The sequence below is a fragment of the Nocardiopsis flavescens genome (genome assembly GCF_900141985.1).
Lineage (GTDB): Bacteria > Actinomycetota > Actinomycetes > Streptosporangiales > Streptosporangiaceae > Nocardiopsis > Nocardiopsis flavescens.
In genome coordinates this window covers 138,699-160,619 of the sequence record NZ_FQZK01000013.1, presented here as the reverse complement: position 1 = coordinate 160,619, position 21,921 = coordinate 138,699, and the positions used below count along the sequence as shown (strand labels likewise).

Annotated in this window: 21 protein-coding genes; 13 read left to right on the top strand and 8 right to left on the bottom strand. The window is 73.5% G+C overall.

Going from position 1 to position 21,921, the window contains the following annotated elements:
- Nucleotides 1-320: 320 nt before the first annotated feature.
- Nucleotides 321-1,331 (bottom strand): YihY/virulence factor BrkB family protein, encoded by a 1,011-nt coding sequence (locus BUE45_RS20705; protein ID WP_073381024.1) that lies wholly within the window; start codon nucleotides 1,329-1,331, stop codon nucleotides 321-323.
- A 481-nt stretch (nucleotides 1,332-1,812) separates the two neighbouring features.
- Here BUE45_RS20705 and BUE45_RS20700 point away from each other — a divergent pair, with 481 nt between their 5' ends.
- The 6 genes from BUE45_RS20700 to BUE45_RS20675 all read left to right on the top strand — a co-directional run bounded on the left by BUE45_RS20700 (nucleotide 1,813) and on the right by BUE45_RS20675 (nucleotide 6,538).
- Nucleotides 1,813-3,513 (top strand): nitrite/sulfite reductase, encoded by a 1,701-nt coding sequence (locus tag BUE45_RS20700; RefSeq protein ID WP_073381023.1) that lies wholly within the window; start codon nucleotides 1,813-1,815, stop codon nucleotides 3,511-3,513.
- A gap of 96 nt (nucleotides 3,514-3,609) precedes the next feature.
- Entirely contained in the window at nucleotides 3,610-3,804 is a 195-nt protein-coding gene (locus tag BUE45_RS20695) for a hypothetical protein (RefSeq protein ID WP_073381022.1), read from the top strand.
- A 2-nt stretch (nucleotides 3,805-3,806) separates the two neighbouring features.
- On the top strand, nucleotides 3,807-4,508 hold the full coding sequence (locus BUE45_RS20690; protein ID WP_073381021.1) for a phosphoadenylyl-sulfate reductase: 702 nt from the start codon (nucleotides 3,807-3,809) through the stop codon (nucleotides 4,506-4,508).
- A 279-nt stretch (nucleotides 4,509-4,787) separates the two neighbouring features.
- Nucleotides 4,788-5,546, top strand: coding sequence for a sirohydrochlorin chelatase (locus BUE45_RS20685; RefSeq protein WP_073381088.1), 759 nt, complete (start codon nucleotides 4,788-4,790; stop codon nucleotides 5,544-5,546).
- Nucleotides 5,547-5,718: 172 nt separating this feature from the next.
- Nucleotides 5,719-6,144 (top strand): Hsp20/alpha crystallin family protein, encoded by a 426-nt coding sequence (locus tag BUE45_RS20680; RefSeq protein ID WP_073381020.1) that lies wholly within the window; start codon nucleotides 5,719-5,721, stop codon nucleotides 6,142-6,144.
- Between the two features lie 166 nt (nucleotides 6,145-6,310).
- Nucleotides 6,311-6,538 (top strand): hypothetical protein, encoded by a 228-nt coding sequence (locus tag BUE45_RS20675; protein ID WP_143173427.1) that lies wholly within the window; start codon nucleotides 6,311-6,313, stop codon nucleotides 6,536-6,538.
- 51 nt (nucleotides 6,539-6,589) lie between these two features.
- On the opposite strand, the gene BUE45_RS20670 is transcribed toward BUE45_RS20675, so the two are convergent.
- The 4 genes from BUE45_RS20670 to BUE45_RS20655 form a co-directional block, all read right to left on the bottom strand.
- A complete protein-coding gene (locus BUE45_RS20670; protein WP_342746030.1) occupies nucleotides 6,590-6,976 on the bottom strand; it encodes a DUF5713 family protein in 387 nt (128 codons plus the stop codon).
- Nucleotides 6,977-7,031: 55 nt separating this feature from the next.
- The gene (locus BUE45_RS20665; protein WP_245833379.1) at nucleotides 7,032-8,165 is read right to left on the bottom strand and encodes an MFS transporter; all 1,134 of its coding nucleotides are present in this window, start codon (nucleotides 8,163-8,165) and stop codon (nucleotides 7,032-7,034) included.
- Nucleotides 8,166-9,008: 843 nt separating this feature from the next.
- A complete protein-coding gene (locus BUE45_RS20660) occupies nucleotides 9,009-9,488 on the bottom strand; it encodes a VOC family protein (RefSeq protein ID WP_143173426.1) in 480 nt (159 codons plus the stop codon).
- Nucleotides 9,489-9,498: 10 nt separating this feature from the next.
- Entirely contained in the window at nucleotides 9,499-10,098 is a 600-nt protein-coding gene (locus BUE45_RS20655) for a hypothetical protein (RefSeq protein WP_073381017.1), read from the bottom strand.
- 149 nt (nucleotides 10,099-10,247) lie between these two features.
- Here BUE45_RS20655 and BUE45_RS20650 point away from each other — a divergent pair, with 149 nt between their 5' ends.
- On the top strand, nucleotides 10,248-10,991 hold the full coding sequence (locus tag BUE45_RS20650) for a MerR family transcriptional regulator (RefSeq protein ID WP_073381016.1): 744 nt from the start codon (nucleotides 10,248-10,250) through the stop codon (nucleotides 10,989-10,991).
- Here the strand turns inward: BUE45_RS20650 and BUE45_RS20645 are convergent.
- The 3 genes from BUE45_RS20645 to BUE45_RS20635 all read right to left on the bottom strand — a co-directional run bounded on the left by BUE45_RS20645 (nucleotide 10,936) and on the right by BUE45_RS20635 (nucleotide 13,679).
- A complete protein-coding gene (locus tag BUE45_RS20645) occupies nucleotides 10,936-11,787 on the bottom strand; it encodes an alpha/beta hydrolase (protein ID WP_218619573.1) in 852 nt (283 codons plus the stop codon). The genes BUE45_RS20650 and BUE45_RS20645 overlap by 56 nt on opposite strands.
- Nucleotides 11,788-11,799: 12 nt before the next feature.
- A complete protein-coding gene (locus BUE45_RS20640) occupies nucleotides 11,800-12,771 on the bottom strand; it encodes a TIGR03557 family F420-dependent LLM class oxidoreductase (protein WP_073381015.1) in 972 nt (323 codons plus the stop codon).
- A gap of 284 nt (nucleotides 12,772-13,055) precedes the next feature.
- Nucleotides 13,056-13,679, bottom strand: a complete 624-nt coding sequence (locus tag BUE45_RS20635; protein WP_073381014.1) for a TetR/AcrR family transcriptional regulator — start codon at nucleotides 13,677-13,679, stop codon at nucleotides 13,056-13,058.
- 71 nt (nucleotides 13,680-13,750) lie between these two features.
- Between BUE45_RS20635 and BUE45_RS20630 the strand changes: the two genes are divergently transcribed.
- From BUE45_RS20630 to BUE45_RS20605, 6 genes are all read left to right on the top strand, one after another.
- Complete coding sequence (locus BUE45_RS20630) at nucleotides 13,751-14,902, top strand: alpha/beta hydrolase (protein ID WP_073381013.1); 1,152 nt, start codon at nucleotides 13,751-13,753, stop codon at nucleotides 14,900-14,902.
- A gap of 42 nt (nucleotides 14,903-14,944) precedes the next feature.
- Complete coding sequence (locus tag BUE45_RS20625) at nucleotides 14,945-15,835, top strand: SDR family oxidoreductase (protein WP_073381012.1); 891 nt, start codon at nucleotides 14,945-14,947, stop codon at nucleotides 15,833-15,835.
- 96 nt (nucleotides 15,836-15,931) lie between these two features.
- A complete protein-coding gene (locus BUE45_RS20620) occupies nucleotides 15,932-17,563 on the top strand; it encodes an acyl-CoA dehydrogenase family protein (RefSeq protein WP_073381011.1) in 1,632 nt (543 codons plus the stop codon).
- 355 nt (nucleotides 17,564-17,918) lie between these two features.
- Nucleotides 17,919-20,084 (top strand): glycogen debranching protein GlgX, encoded by a 2,166-nt coding sequence (glgX, locus tag BUE45_RS20615; RefSeq protein WP_073381010.1) that lies wholly within the window; start codon nucleotides 17,919-17,921, stop codon nucleotides 20,082-20,084.
- Nucleotides 20,085-20,211: 127 nt separating this feature from the next.
- Nucleotides 20,212-20,991 (top strand): dihydrofolate reductase family protein, encoded by a 780-nt coding sequence (locus BUE45_RS20610; protein ID WP_073381009.1) that lies wholly within the window; start codon nucleotides 20,212-20,214, stop codon nucleotides 20,989-20,991.
- Between the two features lie 163 nt (nucleotides 20,992-21,154).
- Nucleotides 21,155-21,919, top strand: a complete 765-nt coding sequence (locus BUE45_RS20605) for a GntR family transcriptional regulator (RefSeq protein WP_073381085.1) — start codon at nucleotides 21,155-21,157, stop codon at nucleotides 21,917-21,919.
- The last annotated feature ends 2 nt before the right edge of the window (nucleotides 21,920-21,921 follow it).

Genomic DNA, 21,921 nt, shown 5'->3' with positions numbered 1-21,921 from the left:
GGTACGACCGAAAAGGCGCACGGCGGGGCTCGGCCGCAGCGGGCCCGGACCGCGTGGCGGCCCGGCGGTAGGAGCGCGGAAAAGAGCCGCGGGACGCCGTGGTGCACCCCGGTCGCGGAGGGGGCGCGATCGCGGCCCCGTCCCGGAGGGGGCGCGGGGTCGCGGAAGGGGCGCGGGGTCGCGGCAGGGGCGCGGGGATGTCCCTTGCCGGCCGTCCGGCCGCAGGGGCGGGGGAAGGCGGTCCGCCCGCCGGGGACTCCTCGAACCCGTCGGCGTACCGCCGCGTTCCGGTACACGGCGTACGCTCCGGCCGGAACCGGTCAGCGGCCGTTGCCCTCGACGATCGTGTCGATGACGGCCTGCTCCCTGCGGCGCATGATGCGGTCGGCGCGCTCCAGGTGGCGGTTGGCGATCTCGGCGCGGGCCGCGGCGGTGCGCACCGTCGGCCACATGGCGTCGATCTCGGCGTTGAACGACGACCCCACCAGCACGGCGACCGCCATCACGAACAGCCAGGCCAGGATGGCGATGGGCGCGGCCAGCGAGCCGTAGAGGCTGACCTGCCCCAGCGAGGCGTCCAGGTAGGCGCGCAGCCCGATGGACCCGGTGACGAGCACCGTCGTCGCCAGCAGCGCCCCCGGCAGGTGCCGCCACAGCGGGGTGCGCACCGGGACGCTCAGGTTGTAGAGCATCGTCACGGCGGTGGTGGCCAGGACCGCGACGGTCGGCCAGTACAGCAGGTTGAGCCGCCCCACCGTGATCGGCAGCAGGCCGTGGACGAGGTCGGGCCCCGCCACCAGGACCGGCAGCACCAGCAGCGCGAACGTCAGGCCGCCCAGGTAGGCGAGGAACGCCAGGCCGCGCTGGACCAGCCAGGGGCGCAGCTCGTCGAGGCCGTAGGAGATGGTGATGGAGCGGATGAACACGTCCATGGCCCGGGACCCCGACCACAGCGACACCAGGAAGGTCACCGACAGCAGTCCGCCCTGGACGCCCTGGAGGAAGTCGTCCATCAGCGGTTCGACGACGGACTCGACGGCGACCGGGGTGAGCACCTGGTAGGCGGTGTCCAGGATCAGCTCCCGGATCTCCCCCACCGTGTCGTGGCCGAGCACCGACGCCAGCGGGACCAGGGCGCCCAGCAGGCCGAGGAGCAGCGCGGGCAGGGAGATCAGGGTGAAGAAGGCCGACTCGGCCGCGAGCCCGACCACGCGGTTGCGGGAGAAGGCGCGCATCGTGCGCAGCACGAGGAGCAGTCCGCCGCGCAGCACGGGGCGCCGTCTCAGCCAGGCGTCGGTGATACGCCACAGCCCCTCCCAGAAACCCACCACGGGGAGAACGTTAGCGGTACGGGGGCGGGGGCCGGGACCTCGGAGTATCCGCGGACGGGCGACGGGGCGCCCGCGGGGGCGGTGGGGCGCGGCCGGGCGGCCGTGGCGGGCGGCCTGCGGAGCGCGCCTTCGAGTGATGTGACTCACTTCGGGGCCGTCCGCGGGCGCCTGGACAAGAACCGCGGACACGTGACATTCTCATTTCATGATCGCTGCCCTGGACCCCATGCTCTGCGTGCGTCGCCACGTGGACTTCCTTCGGGTCCGCAGTGCCATCTGTTGCAGCGTCGGTTAATCTCGCCGCCTTTCAGTCGCACCCCAGGGGTGCGCGCGGCACCGGCGCTCTCCCCTTTTTCTTCGCATTCCCCACACGCGGATTCCGACCCGTGGCACCTGCACGACGAAGTGCGGCGCCCACGGGTGGTCGTGGTGCGGGCGCCGGGGTCGCACGGACCCCGTGACCCCATCGGAGACACCCGCGATGCCTCCCTCTTCCGCGCAGAACGGTCGGACGCCGACCGCGGCCAAGCCGCCGCGTCGACGCCGCGGTGAGGGCCAGTGGGCCCTCGGCTACCGCGAACCGCTGAACAAGAACGAGGAGAACAAGAAGAACGACGACGGGCTCAACGTCCGCGATCGGATCATCAACATCTACTCCAAGCGCGGTTTCGACTCGATCGACCCCGCTGACCTTCGCGGCCGTTTCCGGTGGTTCGGCCTCTACACCCAGCGCGCCCCCGGCATCGACGGGGGCAAGACCGCGGTCCTGGAGCCGGAGGAGCTGGACGACAGCTACTTCATGCTGCGGGTGCGCATCGACGGCGGCCAGCTGTCGGTGGCCCAGCTGCGCGCCGTCGCCGGGATCTCCCGCGACTTCGGCCGCGACACCGCCGACATCACCGACCGGCAGAACGTCCAGTACCACTGGATCCGGGTCGAGGACGTGCCGGAGATCTGGGAGCGGCTGGAGGCGGCGGGCCTGTCCACCACCGAGGCCTGCGGCGACACCCCCCGCGTGATCATGGGCTGTCCGGTCGCCGGGGTGGCCGACGACGAGGTGCTGGACGCGTCGCCGGAGATCTTCCAGGTCTACGAGGACCACATCGGCAGCCCGCTGTACTCCAACCTGCCCCGCAAGTTCAAGACGTCCATCGCGGGCTGCTCGGTGTACTGCACCAACCACGAGATCAACGACGTCGCCTTCGTGGGCGTGCACGACGCGGAGGGGCGGGCCGGGTACGACCTGTTCGTCGGCGGGGGCCTGTCCACCAACCCGATGTTCGCGCTGCGGCTGGGGGCGTTCGTCCGCCCCGACCAGGTGAGCGAGGTGTGGGCGGGGGTCTGCGGGATCTTCCGCGACTACGGGTACCGGCGGCTGCGCACCCGCGCGCGCATCAAGTTCCTCATCAAGGACTGGGGCGCGGAGCGGTTCCGGCAGGTACTGGAGGAGGAGTACCTGGGGTACGCGCTGCCCGACGGCCCCGCACCCGTGCTGGACGAGGGCCTGCGCCGCGACCACGTGGGGGTGCACCGCCAGCGCGACGGCAGGTTCTACGTGGGGTTCGCCCCCCGGGTGGGCCGGGTCTCGGGCACCTCGCTGGCCCGGATCGCGGACATCGCCGAGGAGCACGGCTCCGACCGCATCCGCACCACCGCCGACCAGAAGCTCGTCATCCTCGACATCGAGGAGGACCGGGTGGAGTCCGTCGTCGCGGCACTGGAGGCGCAGGACCTCCAGGTGCGGCCCAGCACGTTCCGCCGCCAGACGATGGCCTGCACCGGCATCGAGTTCTGCAAGCTGGCGATCGTGGAGACCAAGGACCGGGCGTCGACGCTCATCGACGAGCTGGAGAAGCGGCTCCCCGGGTTCGCCGAGCCGCTGACGATCAACGTCAACGGGTGCCCGAACTCGTGCGCGCGCATCCAGGTCGCCGACATCGGCCTCAAGGGCCAGCTGGTGATGGACGAGCGCGGCGAGCAGGTGGAGGGCTACCAGATCCACCTGGGCGGCGGGATGGGCCTGGACGCGGCCTTCGGCAAGAAGATCCGCGGCCTCAAGTCCACCGCCGACGAGCTGCCGGACTACGTGGAGCGGGTGCTGCGCCGGTTCCAGGACCAGAAGAAGGACGGGGAGTCGTTCGCGGGCTGGGTGGGCCGGGCCGCGGACGAGGACCTGAAGTAGCGGCGGCCGGGCGGGCCGGGTCCGTGTGCCCGGCCCGCCCGGCCCCGACCCACCGATCCACCGATCCGTGACATCCCCGATTCGAGGAGGTGCGCCGTGTCCGAGAGGGCCGCACCCTACTACTGCCCCTACTGCGGGGACGAGGACCTGGTGCCCGAGGAGGGAGCCGCCGTCAAGGGCGAGGGCTACCCCTGGGCCTGCCTGTCCTGCGCCCGGGTCTTCCGCGTGAAGTACGTGGGCCTTCGCTCCGCCTCGTTCGGCGGCGCGCCCTCCAGACCGACGGAAGGGTAGGAATGAACGCCACCATCACCCCCCTGGGCGGTTCCGAGCTGGCCGCGCGCGCCTCGCGCGAGCTGGAGGAGGCCACCGCGCAGGAGATCATCGCCTGGGCCGCCGAGACGTTCGGCGACGGCCTGTGCATGACCTCGTCCATGGCCGACGCGCTCATGGTCGACCTGGCATCGCGCGTGGTCCCCGGTATCGACGTGGTCTTTCTGGACACGGGGTACCACTTCCCCGAGACCATCGGTACCCGCGACGCCGTGGCCTCGATCTACGACATCACTCTCGTCAACGTCGAACCGACCCGGACCGTCGCCGAGCAGGACCTGGCGCTGGGCCCCCGGCTGCACGGGCGCGACCCCGGCATCTGCTGCCACCTGCGCAAGGTGGAGCCGCTGCGCAAGGCGCTGGAGCCCTACAGCGCGTGGCTGACCGGGCTGCGCCGCGGTGACTCCGCGACCCGGCGCGAGACCCCGATCGTGCAGTGGGACCGGCGCAGGCGGATGACCAAGGTGAACCCGATCGCCGCGTGGAGCCAGGAGCAGGTGGACTCCTACATCGAAGAGAACGGGGTGATCATCAACCCGCTCCAGTACGACGGGTACCCCTCCATCGGCTGCGAGCCGTGCACCCGCCGGGTCGCACCCGGCGAGGACCCGCGCAGCGGGCGCTGGGCCGGCAGTGGGAAGACCGAGTGCGGGATCCACGTGTGATCCCGGGAGGGGTGGGAGTGGCGGGGGTGGTGTGGATGGTGCGGAAGGTGTGGGAAGCGCGGGAAGTGCGGATAGCGCAAGAGACGCGGGAAGTGCGGGAAGCGCAAGAGGCACGGGAAGCGCGGGAAGCGCGGCGGGCACCGGGGTGGGGTCCGTGGGGGTCGGTGTCGGGCGCGGGAGGAAAGGACGGTGCGGGAAGCAGGCGTCCTGCGGGAGGGCGGCGTCCTCCCGGAGGAGAGGGTGCGGCGGGAAGGCGGCGTGTCGCGGGAGGGGTGGTGCATGGTGCGGGATGAACGGAGGCGCGTGCCGCTGCTGGCGGTCGCCCACGGCAGCCGTGATCCCCGGTCCGCGGCGGCCGTGGAGGCGCTGTTCGACCGGGTGCGCGCGCTGCGCCCCCGGGCCGACGTCCGGGTCTCCTACCTGGACCACACGTCCCCCTCGGCCGGGGACGCCCTCGCCGCGCTAGCGGCCGAGGGCGCCGGCGAGGCGGTCGTGCTGCCCGCGCTGCTGACGGCGGCCTACCACAGCAAGGTGGACCTGCCGCGGGTGCTGGAGCGGGCGGGCGAGGCCGAGCCGTGGGTGCGGATCCGCTACGCGGACACGCTCGGCCCCCACTCCGGCCTGGTGGCCGCGGCGGAGCGCCGGCTGGCCGAGGCCGGCGCCACCGCCGATCCGGACACGGTGCTGGTGGTGGCGTCGGCCGGGTCGAGCGACCCCTCGGCCAACGCGACGGTGGAGTCCGTGGCCGCGGAGCTGGCGGCACGCGGACCGTGGCGGGAGGCGGTGGCGGCGTTCGCGTCGGCGGCGCGTCCCACCCCCGCCGAGGCGGTCGCCGCGGCGTACGCACGGGGGGCTCGGCGGGTGGTGGTCTCCACGTACCTGCTGGCTCCGGGGTTCTTCGCCGACCGGGTCCGCGAGCAGGCGGAGGCCGAGGGGGCGACCGCGGTGTCGGAGGCCCTGGGTGCCGCTCCGGAGCTGGCGGAGATCGTGTGGGAGAGGTACGGGGCGGCGCTGGCGGCGCGGCGCGTGCCGGTCTGAGGCGCGCGTGTACCGGTCTGGGACACCGGTGCGCCGGGCGGGCGGGATCCTCACGGACCCCGCCCGCTTCTTTGTGCCCGAGGACTTGACACGCACGAGACGATCAATAAAGTTGAGCTTGTTCGCATCAAGTCATCGACGATGAGTCGAGAACACGTGGAGGTGACGAGCGATGCTGATGCGCACCGACCCGTTCCGGGAGTTCGACCGGATCACCCAGCGGCTCCTGGAGAACGGCCGGCCGTCCACCATGCAGATGGACGCCTACCGTGAGGACGACGACTTCGTGGTCCACTTCGACCTGCCCGGGGTCTCCCCCGAGAGCATCGACCTCGAAGTCGAGCGCAACGTCCTCACCGTCAAGGCGGAGCGCCCCGGCCTGCGCCGCGAGGAGCTGGAACCGATCGTCAACGAGCGGCCGAGCGGCACGTTCAGCCGCCAGGTCTTCCTCGGGGACACCCTGGACACCGACCGGATCAGCGCGAACTACGCCGACGGTGTGCTCACCCTGCGGATCCCGGTGGCCGAGCGGTCCAAGGCCCGCAAGATCTCGGTCGGCCACGACGCCGAGACCGGACGGACCGCGATCAAGGCGTAGCGGGCGGACGCCGTTCCTCTCCGGTGGGGGCCGTGTGGTCACGGCCCCCTTCCTGTGTGCCGGGGGCCTGTGTGCCGGGGGCGGCTGGGGTCCGGCCGGGTGTCCGCGTACCCGCCTGTGGCGTGGACCTTCCGCGACCCGGACCGCGTAGCGTGGCCCCTCCCGTGTGCCGCGGGACGAAGTGTCGAGCGGCGGCCCGTCGGCGGATGACGTGTCGGCGCTGGTCTCCACGTACCTGCCGGCTCCGGGGTTCTTCGCCGGCCGGCTCCGCGAGCAGGCGGAGGCCGAGGGGGCGACCGCGGTGTCGGAGGGCCCGGCCCTCGCTCCGGAGCCGGCGGAGATCGTGTGGGAGAGGTACGGGGCGGCGCCGGCGGCGCGGCGCGTACCGGTCTGACACGCGAGGCGGGGCGGGGCGGGGTCCGGAGGGGCCCCGCCCCGGCGTGTGTCACCAGTCGCGCGGGGCGACGAGTTCCTCGATGTCGGCGTCGGTGAAGCCGTGCGCGCGGGCGATGTGGAGGAAGTCCGTCGCGATCACGTCGCGGGCCACGGTCTCGATCTCGCTGCCCCGTTCCCAGAACTCCTCGTTCAAGGCGTTGAACTCCTCGGTCGCCGCGTGGGTGACCGTGTAGAGGGCTTCCAGGTCGGCGGGCCGGTCCGCGGCGAGGCGGGTGTCGAGGGCGCGCAGGATCGCCTGGCCCTTCTCCACCAGGTCGGGTGGGAAGTAGGTGTCCCGAACCATGCCCTCCAGGTAGGTGCGCTCGTCGGTCACGGGGTCCTCCTCGTCGATGGGGTGGCCGCCATCCTGGCGGACGGTGCCGACGGAACCGGACAAGGGGCGGGCGGTGCCGAAGGGGCCGGTCGTCCGCGGGCGATGCCGAGGAGGCAGGTCAGCGAGCGGTGACGGCCGCCGCGAGGAGGACGGCGGCGGAGAACAGCAGCGCCCCCGGTGAGCCCACCGCCCCGGCGACGGCGGACGCTGCCGCCGGGATGGCGACCTGTCCCAGCCGGTTGCCCCAGATGCGCAGCGCCAGGGCGGAGCCGCGGGCGCCCTCCGGGGCCAGGGTGGTCACTTCCGCCATGGTGAGCGGTTGTCCCAGCCCGAGCAGGAACCCGCCCAGCCCCAGGACGACGGCCAGGACGACGAAGTCGGCGAACGGCAGCGCCACGAGGGCGAGGGAGAGGCCGGCCACGGCGGTGCTGGCGATGATGAGGGTCTTGCGCGACCAGCGGCGCAGCATCCAGGGCAGGGCCAGCCGGGAGAGCAGGGAGGAGCCCGCCCGCAGGCTGAGCAGGACGCCGACGAGCACCGGGGGGATGCCCCTGCTCTCGGCGATGAGGGGGAGGTAGGCGGTGAGGATGTCGACCGCCGACAGCAGGGCGAGGCTGCTGAGCAGGGCGGAGGGCATCCGGGGTCGGCGCAGCAGGTCCTTGGTGGGCACCGGGGGCGCGGAGCGCTGTTCGGCGGTGCGCCGGATCGGGGCCAGGCGCAGGAGCGGCAGGACCGGCAGGACCCCCAGCGCCGCGACACCGCCCGCGATGACCAGGGCGGTGGAGGTGGCCGAGAGCAGGGCGTCCCCGGAGGCGTCGGCCAGGATGGCGCCGGAGATCAGGGGGCCCGCGAGCTGGCCGAGCGAGGCGGCGGCGGTGAACCAGCCGAAGTCGCGGTCGAGGTTCCCCGGGAGGGAGTAGCGGGCGATGATGCCCTGCCCCGCCACCATGCAGAGGAGGTGGCCGACACCGACGACGGTGCTGGCCAGGGCCAGGCCCGCCAGTCCGTCGACGAGGGAGAGGAGGAGGCCGCCCGCGGCGAGGATGAGGGAGCCCAGGCCGACGATCCAGGCGATGCGCGCCGACCGGTCGGTGGAGCGTCCCAGCGGGACGGCGATGACGAGGGGGAGGAGGGCGTAGGCGGCGGTGATGAGGCCGACTTCCACGGCGTCGCCGCCGACGGCGATGGTGCGGTAGGAGATGAGGGGGCGGGTGAGGTTGAGGGCGGTGTGGGTGAGGAACACGCTGCCCATGAGGGCCCAGATCCATCGGCGTGTGCGTTCTGGAGGTTCCGCCGGGTCCGTCATGGTCCCCTTTCGCGCCGTGGGGTGGGGTGGGTGAGGTTGGTGGGTGGGGGAGATCGGTGGGTGGTGCGGTGGATGGGTGGAGGCGGGTGCGCCGGGTTCGGGTCTGTCGTGGTGGTCGGAGTGGTCCGATCACGGGATCACAGGGGCGATCGCGGTGTCAGGTCTGTTGATATCAAACTACTTGCATCGTAGCGGGAGGCGGGGTGGGAAGTGTGGAGGTGGGAGGGGGTGGGGTGGGAGAGGTGGGGTGGGCCGCGTCGGGTGCGGGAGGGTGGTCGGGTGCTGGTTACCGCGTCTGGGGCTGGTGTTCCAAGCGAGGCTGTGAGCGACCGTGCGCTCCTGGTCGGACCCTTCCTCCGTTCCCAAGGGGCTGGGCGGGGCAGGCCTCGCCCGGACCCGCCCCCGGAAAGCGCACCCCCACCACTGCGGATGTGAGCCCCACGCGCCTGCCCGGCGGTCTGCCGCCCGTTGCATCGTGGGGGCGGATCCGGCTCCGCCGGTCTGTGCCTTTCCAAGCGGCGGGCGTTTTGGAGACCAAAGGTCCTGGTCGGGCGCGACCACAGACCGCCGTTTCCACGGGGTGGCCCTTTTGGAGACCTCGGAGTTCGTCTCACCCCCTGGAGCGGAGGAGGCGGGAGCGTGCCCCGACACCCCCTGGGGCGGGCCGGGCAGGTACCCGCGGCCTCACCCCGCGCGGCCTGGGGTGGGAGCGGTGCCCTCCGGCTGCGGCTGGGCGCTCCAGGCGGGTGGACAACCCCCGGCAGTACGGCCGGGCGGGTGTCCGCGGCCTCACCCCGCGCGGCCTGGGGTGGGAGCGGTGCCCTCCGAGTGTGGTCGGGGGCTCCGAGAGGGTGGGCGACCCCCCGGGGCGGAGGTTCCGGGAGCGTCTCCCGGGGGCGCCTGCGGGTGGGTGGGGTCGATGACGCAGAAGCGGTTGCCCTCGGGGTCGGCGAGGACGACGAAGTCGGGGTCCTCGGGGTAGAGGTCCCAGGCGACGCGTTCGGCGCCCAGGGCGAGCAGGCGGTCCACCTCGGCCGCCTGGTCGGCGGTGTTCTCGGCGTAGAGGTCGAGGTGGACGCGGGGGTGCTCCTGCGCGGGGACGCCGCTGAGGCCGAGGGCGACCTGCACACCCGGGCTGTGCGTCGGGACGAGGACGGTCCAGCGGTCGGTGCCGGGCTCGCGGGGGGTGTAGTCCAGGGCCGCGGTCCAGAAGGCCCTCGCGCGGGCCATGTCGGAGACGCCAAGCACGACCGATCCGATGTTCAGCATCCCCCGATCCTCACATGAGGTGGATGACGGACAGGGCCTCGTAGACCGCGCCGGCCACGAGCAGCGCCAGCGCCGGCAGGCTCAGCCACGCCGTCCGGCGCAGTCCGAGCAGGTAGGCCCGGCGGCGGGTGTCGGCGCCCGCGGACGCGGGGCTCAGCCAGCCCTGGCCCAGGAGGTACACGCCGAGCATGAGGAGCACGTAGGCCTGGAACTCGACCAGGAGGGTCACCGAGTGCGGGACCAGGACGGCCGCGGTGTCCGCGTCCACCGGAGCCACGATCACGCCAATGGTGAAGGTGCTGTAGAGGAAGAGGGCGATCCCGGAGAAGGGGACGATCATCGAGGGCAGCACGATCGACAGCAGCGCGGCCCGGAACACGTTGTTGGCGAGGATGGTCAGGCCGAACAGCCACGGCGTCGCCAGGAGCGGCCTGATCAGGTCCTCCGTGCCCGTCTCCTCCAGGACGGCGTGCTGGGCGGCGTACAGGTCGGGGAAGGCGAGCCCCGCCGCGATGCCCAGGAGGAGGGCGGCGTAGACGAGGGCGTTCATCACCAGGTAGGCGCGGAGGTTCTCGCGGATGATGCGGAAGGGCGTACGGAGGTGGCGCATGGTGTCCTGACTCCCGTTGTCGGTGCGGCCGGGCGGCCGCTCGGCACCACTCCAGGCCCTGCCCCCGGGGCAGGGTCAAATCGGGCCGCGGCCTTGACCCTGCCCCGGGGGCAGGGTGTGGACTGGGGAGGTCGCGAGAGGAGGGGCGCATGGCGTGGAGCACTCGGCAGCTCGCCGAACTCGCCGGGACGACCGTCAAGGCCGTCCGGTACTACCACGGGGTCGGCCTGCTGGAGATGCCCGAGCGCGGGGCGAACGGGTACAAGCACTACGAGGTCGCGCACCTGATCCGGCTGTTGCAGATCAGGCGGCTGTCCGACCTGGGGGTGCCGCTGTCGGACGTGGCGGCGATGGGGCACGCGCAGGAGGAGCCGGAGGAGGCGATCCGGGTGCTCGACGCGGAGCTGGGGGCCACGATCGAGCGGCTCCGGCGGGTGCGGGCGGAGCTGGCGCTCATCCTGCGCCACCGGGCGCCGGCGTACGTCCCCTCCGCGTACGCGCCGGTCTCCCGGGATCTGTCGGAGCGGCAGCGGTCGCTGCTGATGGTCTACTCGAACGTGCTGGGCGAGACGTCCGGGGAGGGGCTGCATGAGCTACTGGGCTCGGCCGGGGACACCGGTGCGGAGTTCGAGGCCCTGCCCGCGGACGCGGACGACGCCGAGGTCGAGCGCATGGCGCTGCGGTTGCTGCCGGTGATGCGCGAGGTCCGCGAGACGCGGGCGTGGGCGACGGGGTCGGGGCGCGGGGCGCGCCGGGCGGAGCAGGCCATGGGCGAGGTCGTGGAGCAGCTGCACAACCCCGCGCAGCTGCGGGTGCTGGAGCGGGCGGTCGAGCTCGTCACCGCGGAGGGCGGGGAGGCTCCGCGGGGAGGGCGTGGTCGGCGAGGCGGGTGAAGGCGGCGATCACCTCGGGGCCGTGGGCGAGTTCGGCGTCGTTGTGGTCGGCGCCCGCCAGGACCACCTGTTCGACCAGGCGGGGGCAGGCCCGGGCCACCGCGCGGCTCTGCTCCGGGGGCACGACGCCGTCGGCGTCGCCGAGCACGACGGTGGTGGGGACGCCGGCCTCCGCCACGTGGCCGGTCACCGGGTAGTGGTCGCGCAGGAGCGGGCGGACGGACAGGAACGGGTGGTACCGCTCCCCCATGTCCGCCAGGGAGCTGAACGGGGAGCGCAGGAACAGCCCCGCGGGCGGGCGCTCGGCGGCCAGGCCGGCCGCCACGGCGGCGCCCAGGCTCTCCCCGAAGTAGAGCGTGCGGTCGGCGGCGAACCCCCGCTCGGCCAGGTGGTCGGCGGCGGCGCGGGCGTCGGCCGCCAGGCCCTCTTCGGAGGGCGAGCCCTCGTTGCCGCCGTAGCCGCGGTAGTCGAACAGCAGCACCGAGAAGCCCTCGGCGGCCAGGGCGCGGGCCAGCGGCAGGCGGCTCTCCCGGTTCCCGGCGTTGCCGTGGGCGAGCAGCACGGCCGCCCCGCGGTCCCCGCCCCGGGGAGGCAGGAGCCAGGCGTCGAGCACGAGGCCGTCGTCGGTGGCCAGGCGCACGTCCTCGGCGCCGGCGGCGGGTGGCGGGACGGCGTCCGAGGGCAGGTAGACCACCGACCGCTGCCCCGCCCACACCAACCCGGCCAGCAGCAGGACCGGCGCGACGACGGCCGTCAGCGCGATCGCGGCCCGGCGGCCCCTCTTCCCACGTGTCACGCCCCCTGGGTATCACACGCCGGCCGGTCGGGCGATCCCGAGCTCCGGGAGCAGGTGCCGTTCGGCGTAGGCGAAGAAGTCGTCCACGTCGCCGCCCGCGTTCATGAGGACCAGGTGGTCGAAACCGGCCTCGGAGAAGGTGCGGACCTGGTCGAGGTGGTTCTGCGGGTCCGGGCCCGCGGACGCCATCTGCCGCATGTCCTCCGGGGTCGCGAGGGAGGTGGCGGCCTCGAAGTTGACCGGGTTGGGCAGCTCCGACATCACCTTCCAGCCGCTGAGGCCGAACCGGAACCCCTCCCAGGCGTTGCGCAGCGCGGTCTCCTCGTCGTCGGCGACGGCGAGCGGCACCTCCACGTACCGGGGCCCGTCGCCCCCCGCGGCGGTGTAGGCCTCCACCAGCTCGGGCCGGGGCTCGGTGGCGAAGAGGCCGTCGCCGTGCTCCGCCGCCAGGGCCGCGGCCTGCTCGCCGCCAGCGGCGACGATGATCTCGGGCGGGGTCTCGGGCAGGTCGTAGACCCGGGCGTCGTCCAGGGTCAGGTACTCCCCCTCGAAGGAGTGGTACCCCCCGGTCCAGAGCATGCGGATGATCCGCAGGGACTCGCGGAGCATGGCCTGCCGCGCGGTGACCGACGGCCAGGCGTCGCCGACCACGTGCTCGTTGAGCCGCTCCCCCGAGCCCACGCCCAGGAAGTGCCGCCCCCGCGAGAGCAGCGCCGTGGTGGCCGACATCTGGGCGACGACCGCCGGGTGGTAGCGCATCGACGGGCAGGTCACCCCCGGGCCGATGCGGATCCGCTCGGTGGCCTGCGCGATGGCCGCCATCACCGACCAGGCGAAGGGCGAGTGCCCGTGCTCGAACAGCCAGGGGTGGTAGTGGTCGCTGATCTCCACGAAGCCGAACCCGAGCTCCTCGGCGCGCACCGCCTGGCGCACCAGCTCGGCGGGGCCGTAGCGCTCGGCCATGAGTTTGAACCCGATCTCCACGATCGCTCCTCTCCGTCGGGTACCGCGTGGGTGCCACTGCCCCGGAGCGGGCGGGGAACACGTGCGGGGAGGGACCTTGGTGGTTTTTTGGGGCCGGGCGCGCTAGGGCGTGTTCGGCGGATGCTTTCGTTCGGTTCGGCGCTTGCGCCGAGTGAGGGGAGCGGCCTCCGGGCAATCTCTCGCAAGACGCCGAGCGCGGGTCGGCCGGTCGGCCGTCCAAGCGCAGGCGGCGCGGCGAGAGGCCGCCTGGTGGTCGCGAGCCGGAATGATCCGCCGAACACGCCCTAGCGGCGCGGCTCCCGGGAGGACGCGCCGGTGACCGCGGCGACGGCGGCGTCGACCGCCGCGCGCTGGGGGTCCACGGACGCCCCCGGGGGGCGGCGGGCGGCGGTGAGCCACATCCCGTCGACGAGGACGAGCAAAAGCTCGACGGCCTCCTCGGGGTCCAGGCCGGGGGCCAGCTCGCCCTGCTCGACGGCGTAGCCCACGGCGGCGCGCAGCGCCGTGCGGGAGAGGCCGTCCAGGTCGGCGAGGGTGCGGGCGAAGTCGGGGACGACGGCCGCCCGGGCGTAGAACGCCGCCCACACCCGGGCCTGGGCGCGCCGCTCGTCGTCGACGGGCAGCAGGTCGAGCAGGACCGCGCGCAGCCCCTCGGCGAAGCCCGCGCGGCCCGGCCCGATGCGGATGCGGGAGAACCGCTCCGCGACCGCGTCGACCGCGTCGTGGAAGGCGAACGCCAGGAGCTCGTCCTTGGTGGGGAAGTCGCGCTGGACCGCGCCCGCGGAGATCCCGGCCTCGGCGGCGACGGTCCGGATGCTCACGCCTTCGAGCCCTTCGCGGGCGGCGATGCGCCGCAGGGCCGCGGCCACCCCGCGGCGGCGGGCGTCCTTGTCGACGTACTTGGGCACCGGCCCATTGTGGCACGCGACCGCTTCCGATACAGTCGTATCAATACACAAGTATCGGATAAGGACCCGCCATGCTCCGCCCCCTCGCCCTCCTGCTCTCCGCCCTGACCGCGCTGCTGTGCGCGGCGGCCGTCGCGGTGGTGCTGCTGCCCCCGCCCTCCTGGGAGTTCTGGCAGTACGGCCTGCTGGTCCTGGAGTTCGCGCTGCTCCCCGCCGCCGCGGCCGCGCTCGGCGTGCTCCTGGCCCTGGCCGGGCGCGCGGCTCACCCCCGCGCGGCCGCGGTGCTGGCCGCCGCCAACGCGGTCGCGCTGGCCGCCGCCCTGGTCCCGCCGGCCTCCACGTGGTGGGCCGCCCGGCAGGCCGGGGCGCCGGTCTCGCTCGGCGGCTACGCCGACGGCCTGGCCACCTCCGCCGACCGGGAACCGCGCACCCTGGTCTACGCCTCACCCGGCGGCGAGGACCTGGAGATGGACGTCTGGCGCCCTCGCGAGTCCGGCGGCGAACCCCTGCCCGTGGTGGTCAACGTGCACGGCGGCGCCGAGGACCTCCCGCAGAGCCTGCTGCCGCGCTGGGACACCTGGCTGGCCGACCGGGGCCACGTGGTCTTCGAGGTCGACTACCGGTTCTTCCCCGACGGCGACTGGAGGGCCCCCGTCGCCGACGTGCGCTGCGCGCTGGGCCGGATCCGGGAGACCGCCGCCGACCACGGCGGCGACCCCGGCCGCATCGTCCTCACCGGCCAGTCCGCCGGAGGGCTGCTCGCCCTGCTGGCCGCCTACTCCCCCGCCGGCGACATCGAGCCGAGCTGCCCCGTGGAGCACGTGCCGGTGGACGCCGTCGCGGCCTGGTACTCGGTGGCCGACGGCACCGCCGACGCCCCGCCCTACCCCTGGCGGCTGCGCCGCTCGCCGCTGGCGGCCGAGCTGGACGGCGAGAGCGAGCGGATGGTCGGCGGCGACACCGCGCAGTACGCGGCCATGTCGCCGCTGCTCCACGTCTCCCCCGACTCCCCGCCCACCCTCCTCATCACCGCCGGGCACGACCTGTTCCTGGCGCCCGAGGACAACCGCCGCCTGGCCGCCCGGCTGGCTCGGGCCGGGGTGGAGCACCAGCTGGTGGAGATCCCCTGGGCGGAGCACATGTTCGACCTCAACTGGGGCGGCCTCGCCTCCCAGTGGGCCCGCCACGAGCTGGGCGGTTTCCTGGACCGGCACACCGGCTGAAAACCCCGTGCGGACGGCACACCCGGTGCCTAGGATCGCCGGATGACGAACTCCGCACACCTGCCGCTCCGGGGGCGGACGGCCCTGGTCACCGGCGTCTCGCGGCGCAGGGGCATCGGGTACGCGATCGCCGTGCGCCTCGCCGGGCTCGGGGCCGACCTGTTCCTCCACCACCACCGGGCGCACGACAGCGGGCAGCCCTGGGGCGCCGACGACCTGGACGGGGTGCGCGAGGGCGTCCGGGCCGCGCTGCGCCCCGGCGCCGTCCTGGGCGACCTGGGCGCCGACCTGGCCGACCCGGACGCGCCCGAGCGCCTCGTCGCCGCCGCCCGGGACCTGACCGGCTCCCTGCACGTGCTGGTGTGCAACCACGCGCGCTCGGGCGGCGACGGCTCCATCCTGGACATGACCGCGGAGAGGCTGGACGGCCACTGGGCGGTCAACACCCGCTCCACCCTGCTGCTCACCTCGCACTTCGCCAGGGCGTTCACGGGTCTGCGGGGCACGCCGCCGGCCCGCCCCGGGGACCGGCAGGAGGCCTCCGGCCCGCTGGACGAGCACGCGACCGGACGGGTGTTCTGGACGACCTCCGGGCAGATCCACGGCCCCATGGTCGGCGAGGTGGCCTACGCGGCGAGCAAGGCCGCGCTGGCCGGGCTGACCGCGACCGCGGCGGCCGAGCTGCTGCCGCACGGCATCGTGCTCAACACGGTCGACCCGGGCCCGGTGAACACCGGCTACCTGGACCCGGAGTCCACCGACCGCGACCCGGAGGTGATCGGGCGCGTCCTGGCGGCCACGCCCTTCGGCCGCTTCGGGGAGCCCGCGGACCCCGCGCGCCTGGTGGGCTGGCTCGCCTCCGACGGGGGCCGCTGGATCGTCGGCCAGGTCATCACGTCGGACGGGGGGTTCTCCCTGGGGACGGGCGGCTGACCCGGGCGGGACCGAACACGATTCTGTTACCGCAGGTCGCCAGGGGATAGGATGCGCGGCACCCGGCCGCCTGCGAACAGGAACGGAAAGTACGCCATGCCCCCGACACACGAGGTGTTCAACCAGGCCGCCCCGCTCGGCGACCACAACGCCGCCGACGACCCCGCCCTGCTGGAGGGGGTGCGGCGCGAGGGAGCCGCGTGGGCCGAGTCCGAGGTCCGCGAGGTCGGTGACGCAGCCGGAACGGAGCGCGTGCGCTCCTGGGGCGAGGCCGCCAACGCCTACCCGCCCGTGCTGCGCACCCACGACCGCTACGGGCACCGCATCGACGAGGTCGACTACCAGCCCGCGTACCACGTGCTCATGGACCAGGCCGTCGAGTTCGGCCTGCACGCCGCCCCCTGGGCCGACGAGCGGCCCGGCGCCCACGTGGCGCGGGCCGCCAAGTTCTACCTGTGGTCCCAGCCCGAGGCGGGCCACGGCTGTCCCGTGTCGATGACCTACGCGGTCGTCCCCGCGCTGCGCCGCGCGCCGGAGCTGGCGCGGCGGTACGAGCCGCTGCTGACCTCACGGACCTACGACTTCGGGCTGCGCGCCCCGCACACCAAGCGCGGCCTCATCGCGGGCATGTCCATGACCGAGAAGCAGGGCGGCTCGGACGTGCGCGCCAACACCACCCGCGCGGTGCCCTCCTCGTCGGGCCACCACCTGATCACCGGGCACAAGTGGTTCACGTCCGCGCCGATGAGCGACTTCTTCCTCACCCTGGCGCAGGCGCCCGAGGGGTTGAGCTGCTTCCTGGTGCCGCGGGTGCTGGAGGACGGCACCCGCAACCGGCTGCACATCCAGCGGCTCAAGGACAAGCTCGGCAACAGGTCCAACGCCTCGGCGGAGCTGGAGTACGACGGCGCGGTCGCCCACCTGGTGGGCGAGGCCGGCCGCGGGGTGGCGACCATCATCGAGATGGTCAACAGCACCCGGCTGGACTGCGTCATCGGCTCGGCGGCGGGGATGCGGGCGGCGCTCACCCACGCCCTGCACCACGCGGAGCACCGGTCGGCGTTCGGCTCCCCGCTGGTGGAGCAGCCGCTGATGCGCAACGTGCTCGCGGACCTGGCCCTGGAGTCGGAGGCGGCCACGGCGCTGATGATGCGCCTGGCCGGCGCCGTGGACCGGTCGGTGCACGGGGACGCGTCCGAGACCGCGTTCCGCAGGCTGGCCGTGGCCGTGGGCAAGTTCTGGGTGACCAAGCGCCAGCCCGCGCACGCCGCCGAGGCGCTGGAGTGCCTGGGCGGCAACGGGTACGTCGAGGAGTCGGGCATGCCGCGGCTGTTCCGGGACTCCCCGCTCAACTCCATCTGGGAGGGCTCGGGCAACGTGGCCGCCCTGGACGTGCTGCGCGCCCTGGGCCGCGGCCCCGAGGCGTCGGAGGCGTTCTTCGCCGAGCTGGACGCGGCGCGCGGCGTGGACGACCACTACGACACGGCCCTCAAGCGGCTGGAGCAGGTGCTGGGCGACCCGGAGGACCTCCAGTACCGGGCGCGGTCGGTGGTGGAGCTGATGGCCCTCGCGCTCCAGGCGTCGGTGCTGCTGCGCCACGCCCCGACCCCCGTGGCCGAGGCCTTCACCGCGTCGCGGCTGGGCGGCGAGTGGGGGCACGTCTTCGGCACCCTGCCCCGGGGCACCGACACCGACCTGATCCTGGACCGGGCCCGGCCGGGGGCCTGAGCGCGGCGCCTCCCCCTCCCCGCCGCGGGAGGGGGAGGCGCGGCCCCCGGTGCCTTTTCGAGGACCGAATGGTGCGGACGCGCCGAAGAATTCTTCTCGTAAGGCGACCGAAATATCACTGCAAATCACGATCTCCAACGGCACCAGACCGGTTCCGGGGCACCCGTTCAATGATCATCGGTCCAGTTCGGCATACTTCTGCGGCCGGAGCGGAAGAAAGAAGTCGTCACGAACAAGACCATCCGCTTTCGGACCATCGCCGGATCGTCCGTGCACCCGACCATGGACGGGAGCACCCACGGACGGGCCCGCCGATACCGGACGAAAGCCCGAGTTCAAGAGACCGATAACGCCTATGGTGGAAGTCTGGCCAGGTAGCTCCTATCCTCTGGGTGCGACCTACGACGGGTCCGGTACCAATTTCTCCCTCTTCTCCGAGGCCGCCGAACAGGTCGAGCTGTGCCTGTTCGACGACGACGGCGAGGAGACCCGTATACCCCTGACCGAATACGACGGATTCGTCTGGCACGGATACCTTCCCGGTATCGGCCCGGGTCAGCAGTACGGGTACCGCGTCCACGGTCCCTACGCACCAGAGCGCGGACTGCGCTGCAATCCCAACAAACTGCTCACCGATCCCTACGCCAAGGCCCTGAACGGCAATCTCACCTGGCACGAATCGCTGTTCAGCTACCACTTCGCCGACCCCGGCCGCAAGAACACCGCCGACAGCGCGCCCTACGTGCCCAAGTGCGTGGTGGTGAGCCCGTTCTTCGACTGGGGCAACGAGTCCAGACCGCGCACCCCGTACCACCGGACGGTGATCTACGAGGCGCACGTGCGCGGCCTCACCATGCGCCACCCCGGCATCCCCGAGCACCAGCGCGGGACCTACTCGGGGCTGGCGCACCCGGCGATGATCGACTACCTCACCTCCCTGGGGGTGACGGCGGTCGAGCTCATGCCGGTGCACCACTTCGTGCCCGAGCACGCCATGGTGGCGCGCGGGCTGACCAACTACTGGGGGTACAACACCCTCGCCTTCCTGGCCCCGCACAGCGGGTACGCGGCGCGCGGCTCGCGCGGACAGCAGGTCCAGGAGTTCAAGGCGATGGTGAAGTCGCTGCACGAGGCGGGCATCGAGGTCCTGCTCGACGTGGTGTACAACCACACCGCCGAGGGCGACCACATGGGGCCCACCCTGTCGCTGCGGGGCATCGACAACCTCAGCTACTACCGGGTGGGCGACCAGGACCAGCGCTACTACCTGGACTACACGGGGTGCGGCAACAGCCTCAACGTGCGGCACCCGCACTCGCTCCAGCTCATCATGGACTCGCTGCGGTACTGGGTCCTGGAGATGCACGTGGACGGGTTCCGGTTCGACCTGGCGTCGGCGCTGGCCCGGGAGTTCCACGACGTGGACCGGCTGAGCACGTTCTTCGACATCGTCCAGCAGGACCCGGTGATCTCGCAGGTCAAGCTGATCGCCGAGCCCTGGGATGTGGGTCCGGGCGGCTACCAGGTGGGCAACTTCCCGCCGCTGTGGACCGAGTGGAACGGCAAGTACCGCGACACCGTGCGCGACTACTGGCGGGGCGAGCCGGTGCTGGGCGAGCTGGCCTCGCGGCTGTCGGGCTCCAGCGACCTCTACCAGGACGACGGCCGCCGACCGGTGGCGTCGATCAACTTCATCACGTGCCACGACGGCTTCACCATGGCCGACCTGGTCTCCTACGACCACAAGCACAACGAGGCCAACGGCGAGGACAACCGGGACGGCACCGACGACAACAGGTCCTGGAACCACGGGGTGGAGGGCGCCACCGAGGACCCGGGGATCGTCACGCTGCGCCGCAGGCAGGTGCGCAACTTCCTCACCACCCTGTACCTGTCCCAGGGGGTGGTGATGCTGTCCCACGGCGACGAGGTGGGGCGCAGCCAGGGGGGCAACAACAACGCCTACTGCCAGGACAACGAGATCGCCTGGATCGACTGGAAGGCGGCCGGCCTCGGGGAGGGGGAGGAACCCGAGAACGACCTGCTCGACTACGTCCGGGAGCTGGCGCGCCTGCGCAGGGAGCACCCGGTGTTCCGGCGCCGGCGCTTCTTCCGGGGCGGCCCGGTGGAGGGCGCCGGCGCGGCGGCGGACGACCGGGAGGGGCTGCCGGACATCGCGTGGCTGCGCCCGGACGGGCGGCCGATGAACGGGGGCGACTGGAACGGCCCGGGGCGCGCCCTGGGGGTGTTCCTCAACGGGGACGCCATCACCGAGCCCGACCCGCGCGGGCGGCTCATCCGGGACAGCTCGTTCCTGCTGCTGCTCAACAGCGGCCCGGACGCCGTGGACTTCACCGTGCCGGGCACCGGGTACGGGGCGGCGTGGGAGACGGTGCTGGACACCGCCGAGCCCGACGTGGCGGACCGGCCGTTCGTCACGGCCGGGGGCCCGGTGCGGGTCATCGACCGGGCGCTGGTCCTGCTGCGCCGGGTGTCCCACCGCACCGGCGGGACCCGCTAGGCGGCGGCCGGCCCCGGCCCGCGCCGGGGCCGGCCGCGTCCGCGGGGAGGCGCCTCCCGCCCCGGAGGGCGACACGGGCCCGGGAGGGTGCGGGTCCCGTCCCCCCGGGGCCCTACGCTGGTGGACCATGGTCGGCAACGATGCGCACCCGGTGTTCCGCGAGCTCCTCCCCACCCCCGGCGGCGAGGTGGACCTGGCCGCCGCCTACGCCCACCCGGTCGGCCTGGACCGCCCGTGGGTTCGGGCCAACATGGTCTCCAGCGCGGACGGCGGGGCCATCGGCCCCTCGGGCCGCAGCCGCGACCTCTCCTCCCCCGCCGACCGCCGGGTGATGGGCGTCCTGCGCGGCCTGTGCGACGTGGTGCTGGTGGGCGCCAACACCGCGCGGGTGGAGGACTACGGCCCCGTCAAGGACCGGGCCTCCTGGGCGGAGCTGCGCGGGGGCCGCCCGGCGACCCCGCCCGTCGCCGTGGTCTCGCGCAGCCTGGACCTGCCCGGGCGCCTGCTCACGGACGCCCCCGGCCACGCGCGCACCATCGTGTTCACCGTCGCGTCCGCGCCCGCCGCCCGCCGCGCGCACGTCGCCCGCCACGCCGACCTGGTGGTCGTCGACGGGGCGTCGGTCACCCCCGCGCACATCGTCAACGCCCTCGCGGCCCGGGGCCTGTACCGCGTCCTCACCGAGGGCGGCCCGCACCTGCTCGCCGAGTTCACCGCCGCCGGTCTGCTGGACGAGCTGTGCCTGGCGCTGAGCCCGCGCCTGCTGGGCGCCGGGGCCCCGCGCATCGTCTCCGGCGGGCCGGGCACCCCCGGCGCGCCCGGGCACGCCTCCGTGCAGAGCACACCCGTGCGGATCGCGCACCTGCTCACCGCCGACGACACGCTGTTCGCACGTTACGTGCGCTGACACCCGCCGTCGGGGGCCGTGTCCATAACCGGTCGGTTTCGGCCACCACGCAATCACGCATGAACCTTCCCGCAACCGGACATACCCGAGATGTGCCACCCAGTGGTCACAACGCATCAACGGGGCTGACCGGGCCTGGCCCCCGGCCGAGAGGAAGAACGTGGTGCCGACGTCCGAAAACGGACCCCCTCCACCGGTCTACAGGGAGATAGCCGAGGAACTACGCGAGCAGATCCGCTCCGGACGGTTCGCCGACGGCGACCGCCTCCCCGGGGAGAACGTCCTCATGGAGCGCCACGGCGTCGCGCGGGCGACCGCGCGCCAGGCGCTCTCCGTACTCATCAACGAGGGCCTGGCCGTGGCCGTCCGGGGGTCGGGCGTCTACGTGCGCCTGTTCCGCCCGGTGCGAAGACACGGGGCCCGACGCCTGTCCCGCGAGCTGTGGGGCAACGGGCGGGCCATCTGGCAGACCGACAGCGACGACCGCGGGTACGAGGTGGACAGCCTGCGGGTGGAGGAGGCCGCCGCCCGCGACCACGTGGCCCGGACCCTGGAACTGGCCGAGGGGGACCCGGTGCTGGTGCGGTCGCGGCGCTACCTCGTGGACGGGCGGCCCGTGCAGACGGCCGTCTCCCACCTGCCGCTGGCGGTGGTGGGCGCGGAGCCGCGGTTCCGCGGGCACGACACCGGCCCCGGCGGGATCTACGCGCGGCTGGCCGAACGGGGGCTGGCCCCGGCGCGCTTCACCGAGGAGATCCGCGTCCGCATGCCCACCCCCGAGGAGACCGGCGCCCTGGCCCTGGCGCCCGGCACACCGGTGCTGGAGGTGGCGCGCACCGCGCTGACCGCCGAGCACCGCCCCGTGGAGTTCAACGCGATCACCATGGACGGCTCGGCCTACGTGCTGCAGTACGACTTCGAGGCCTGAGG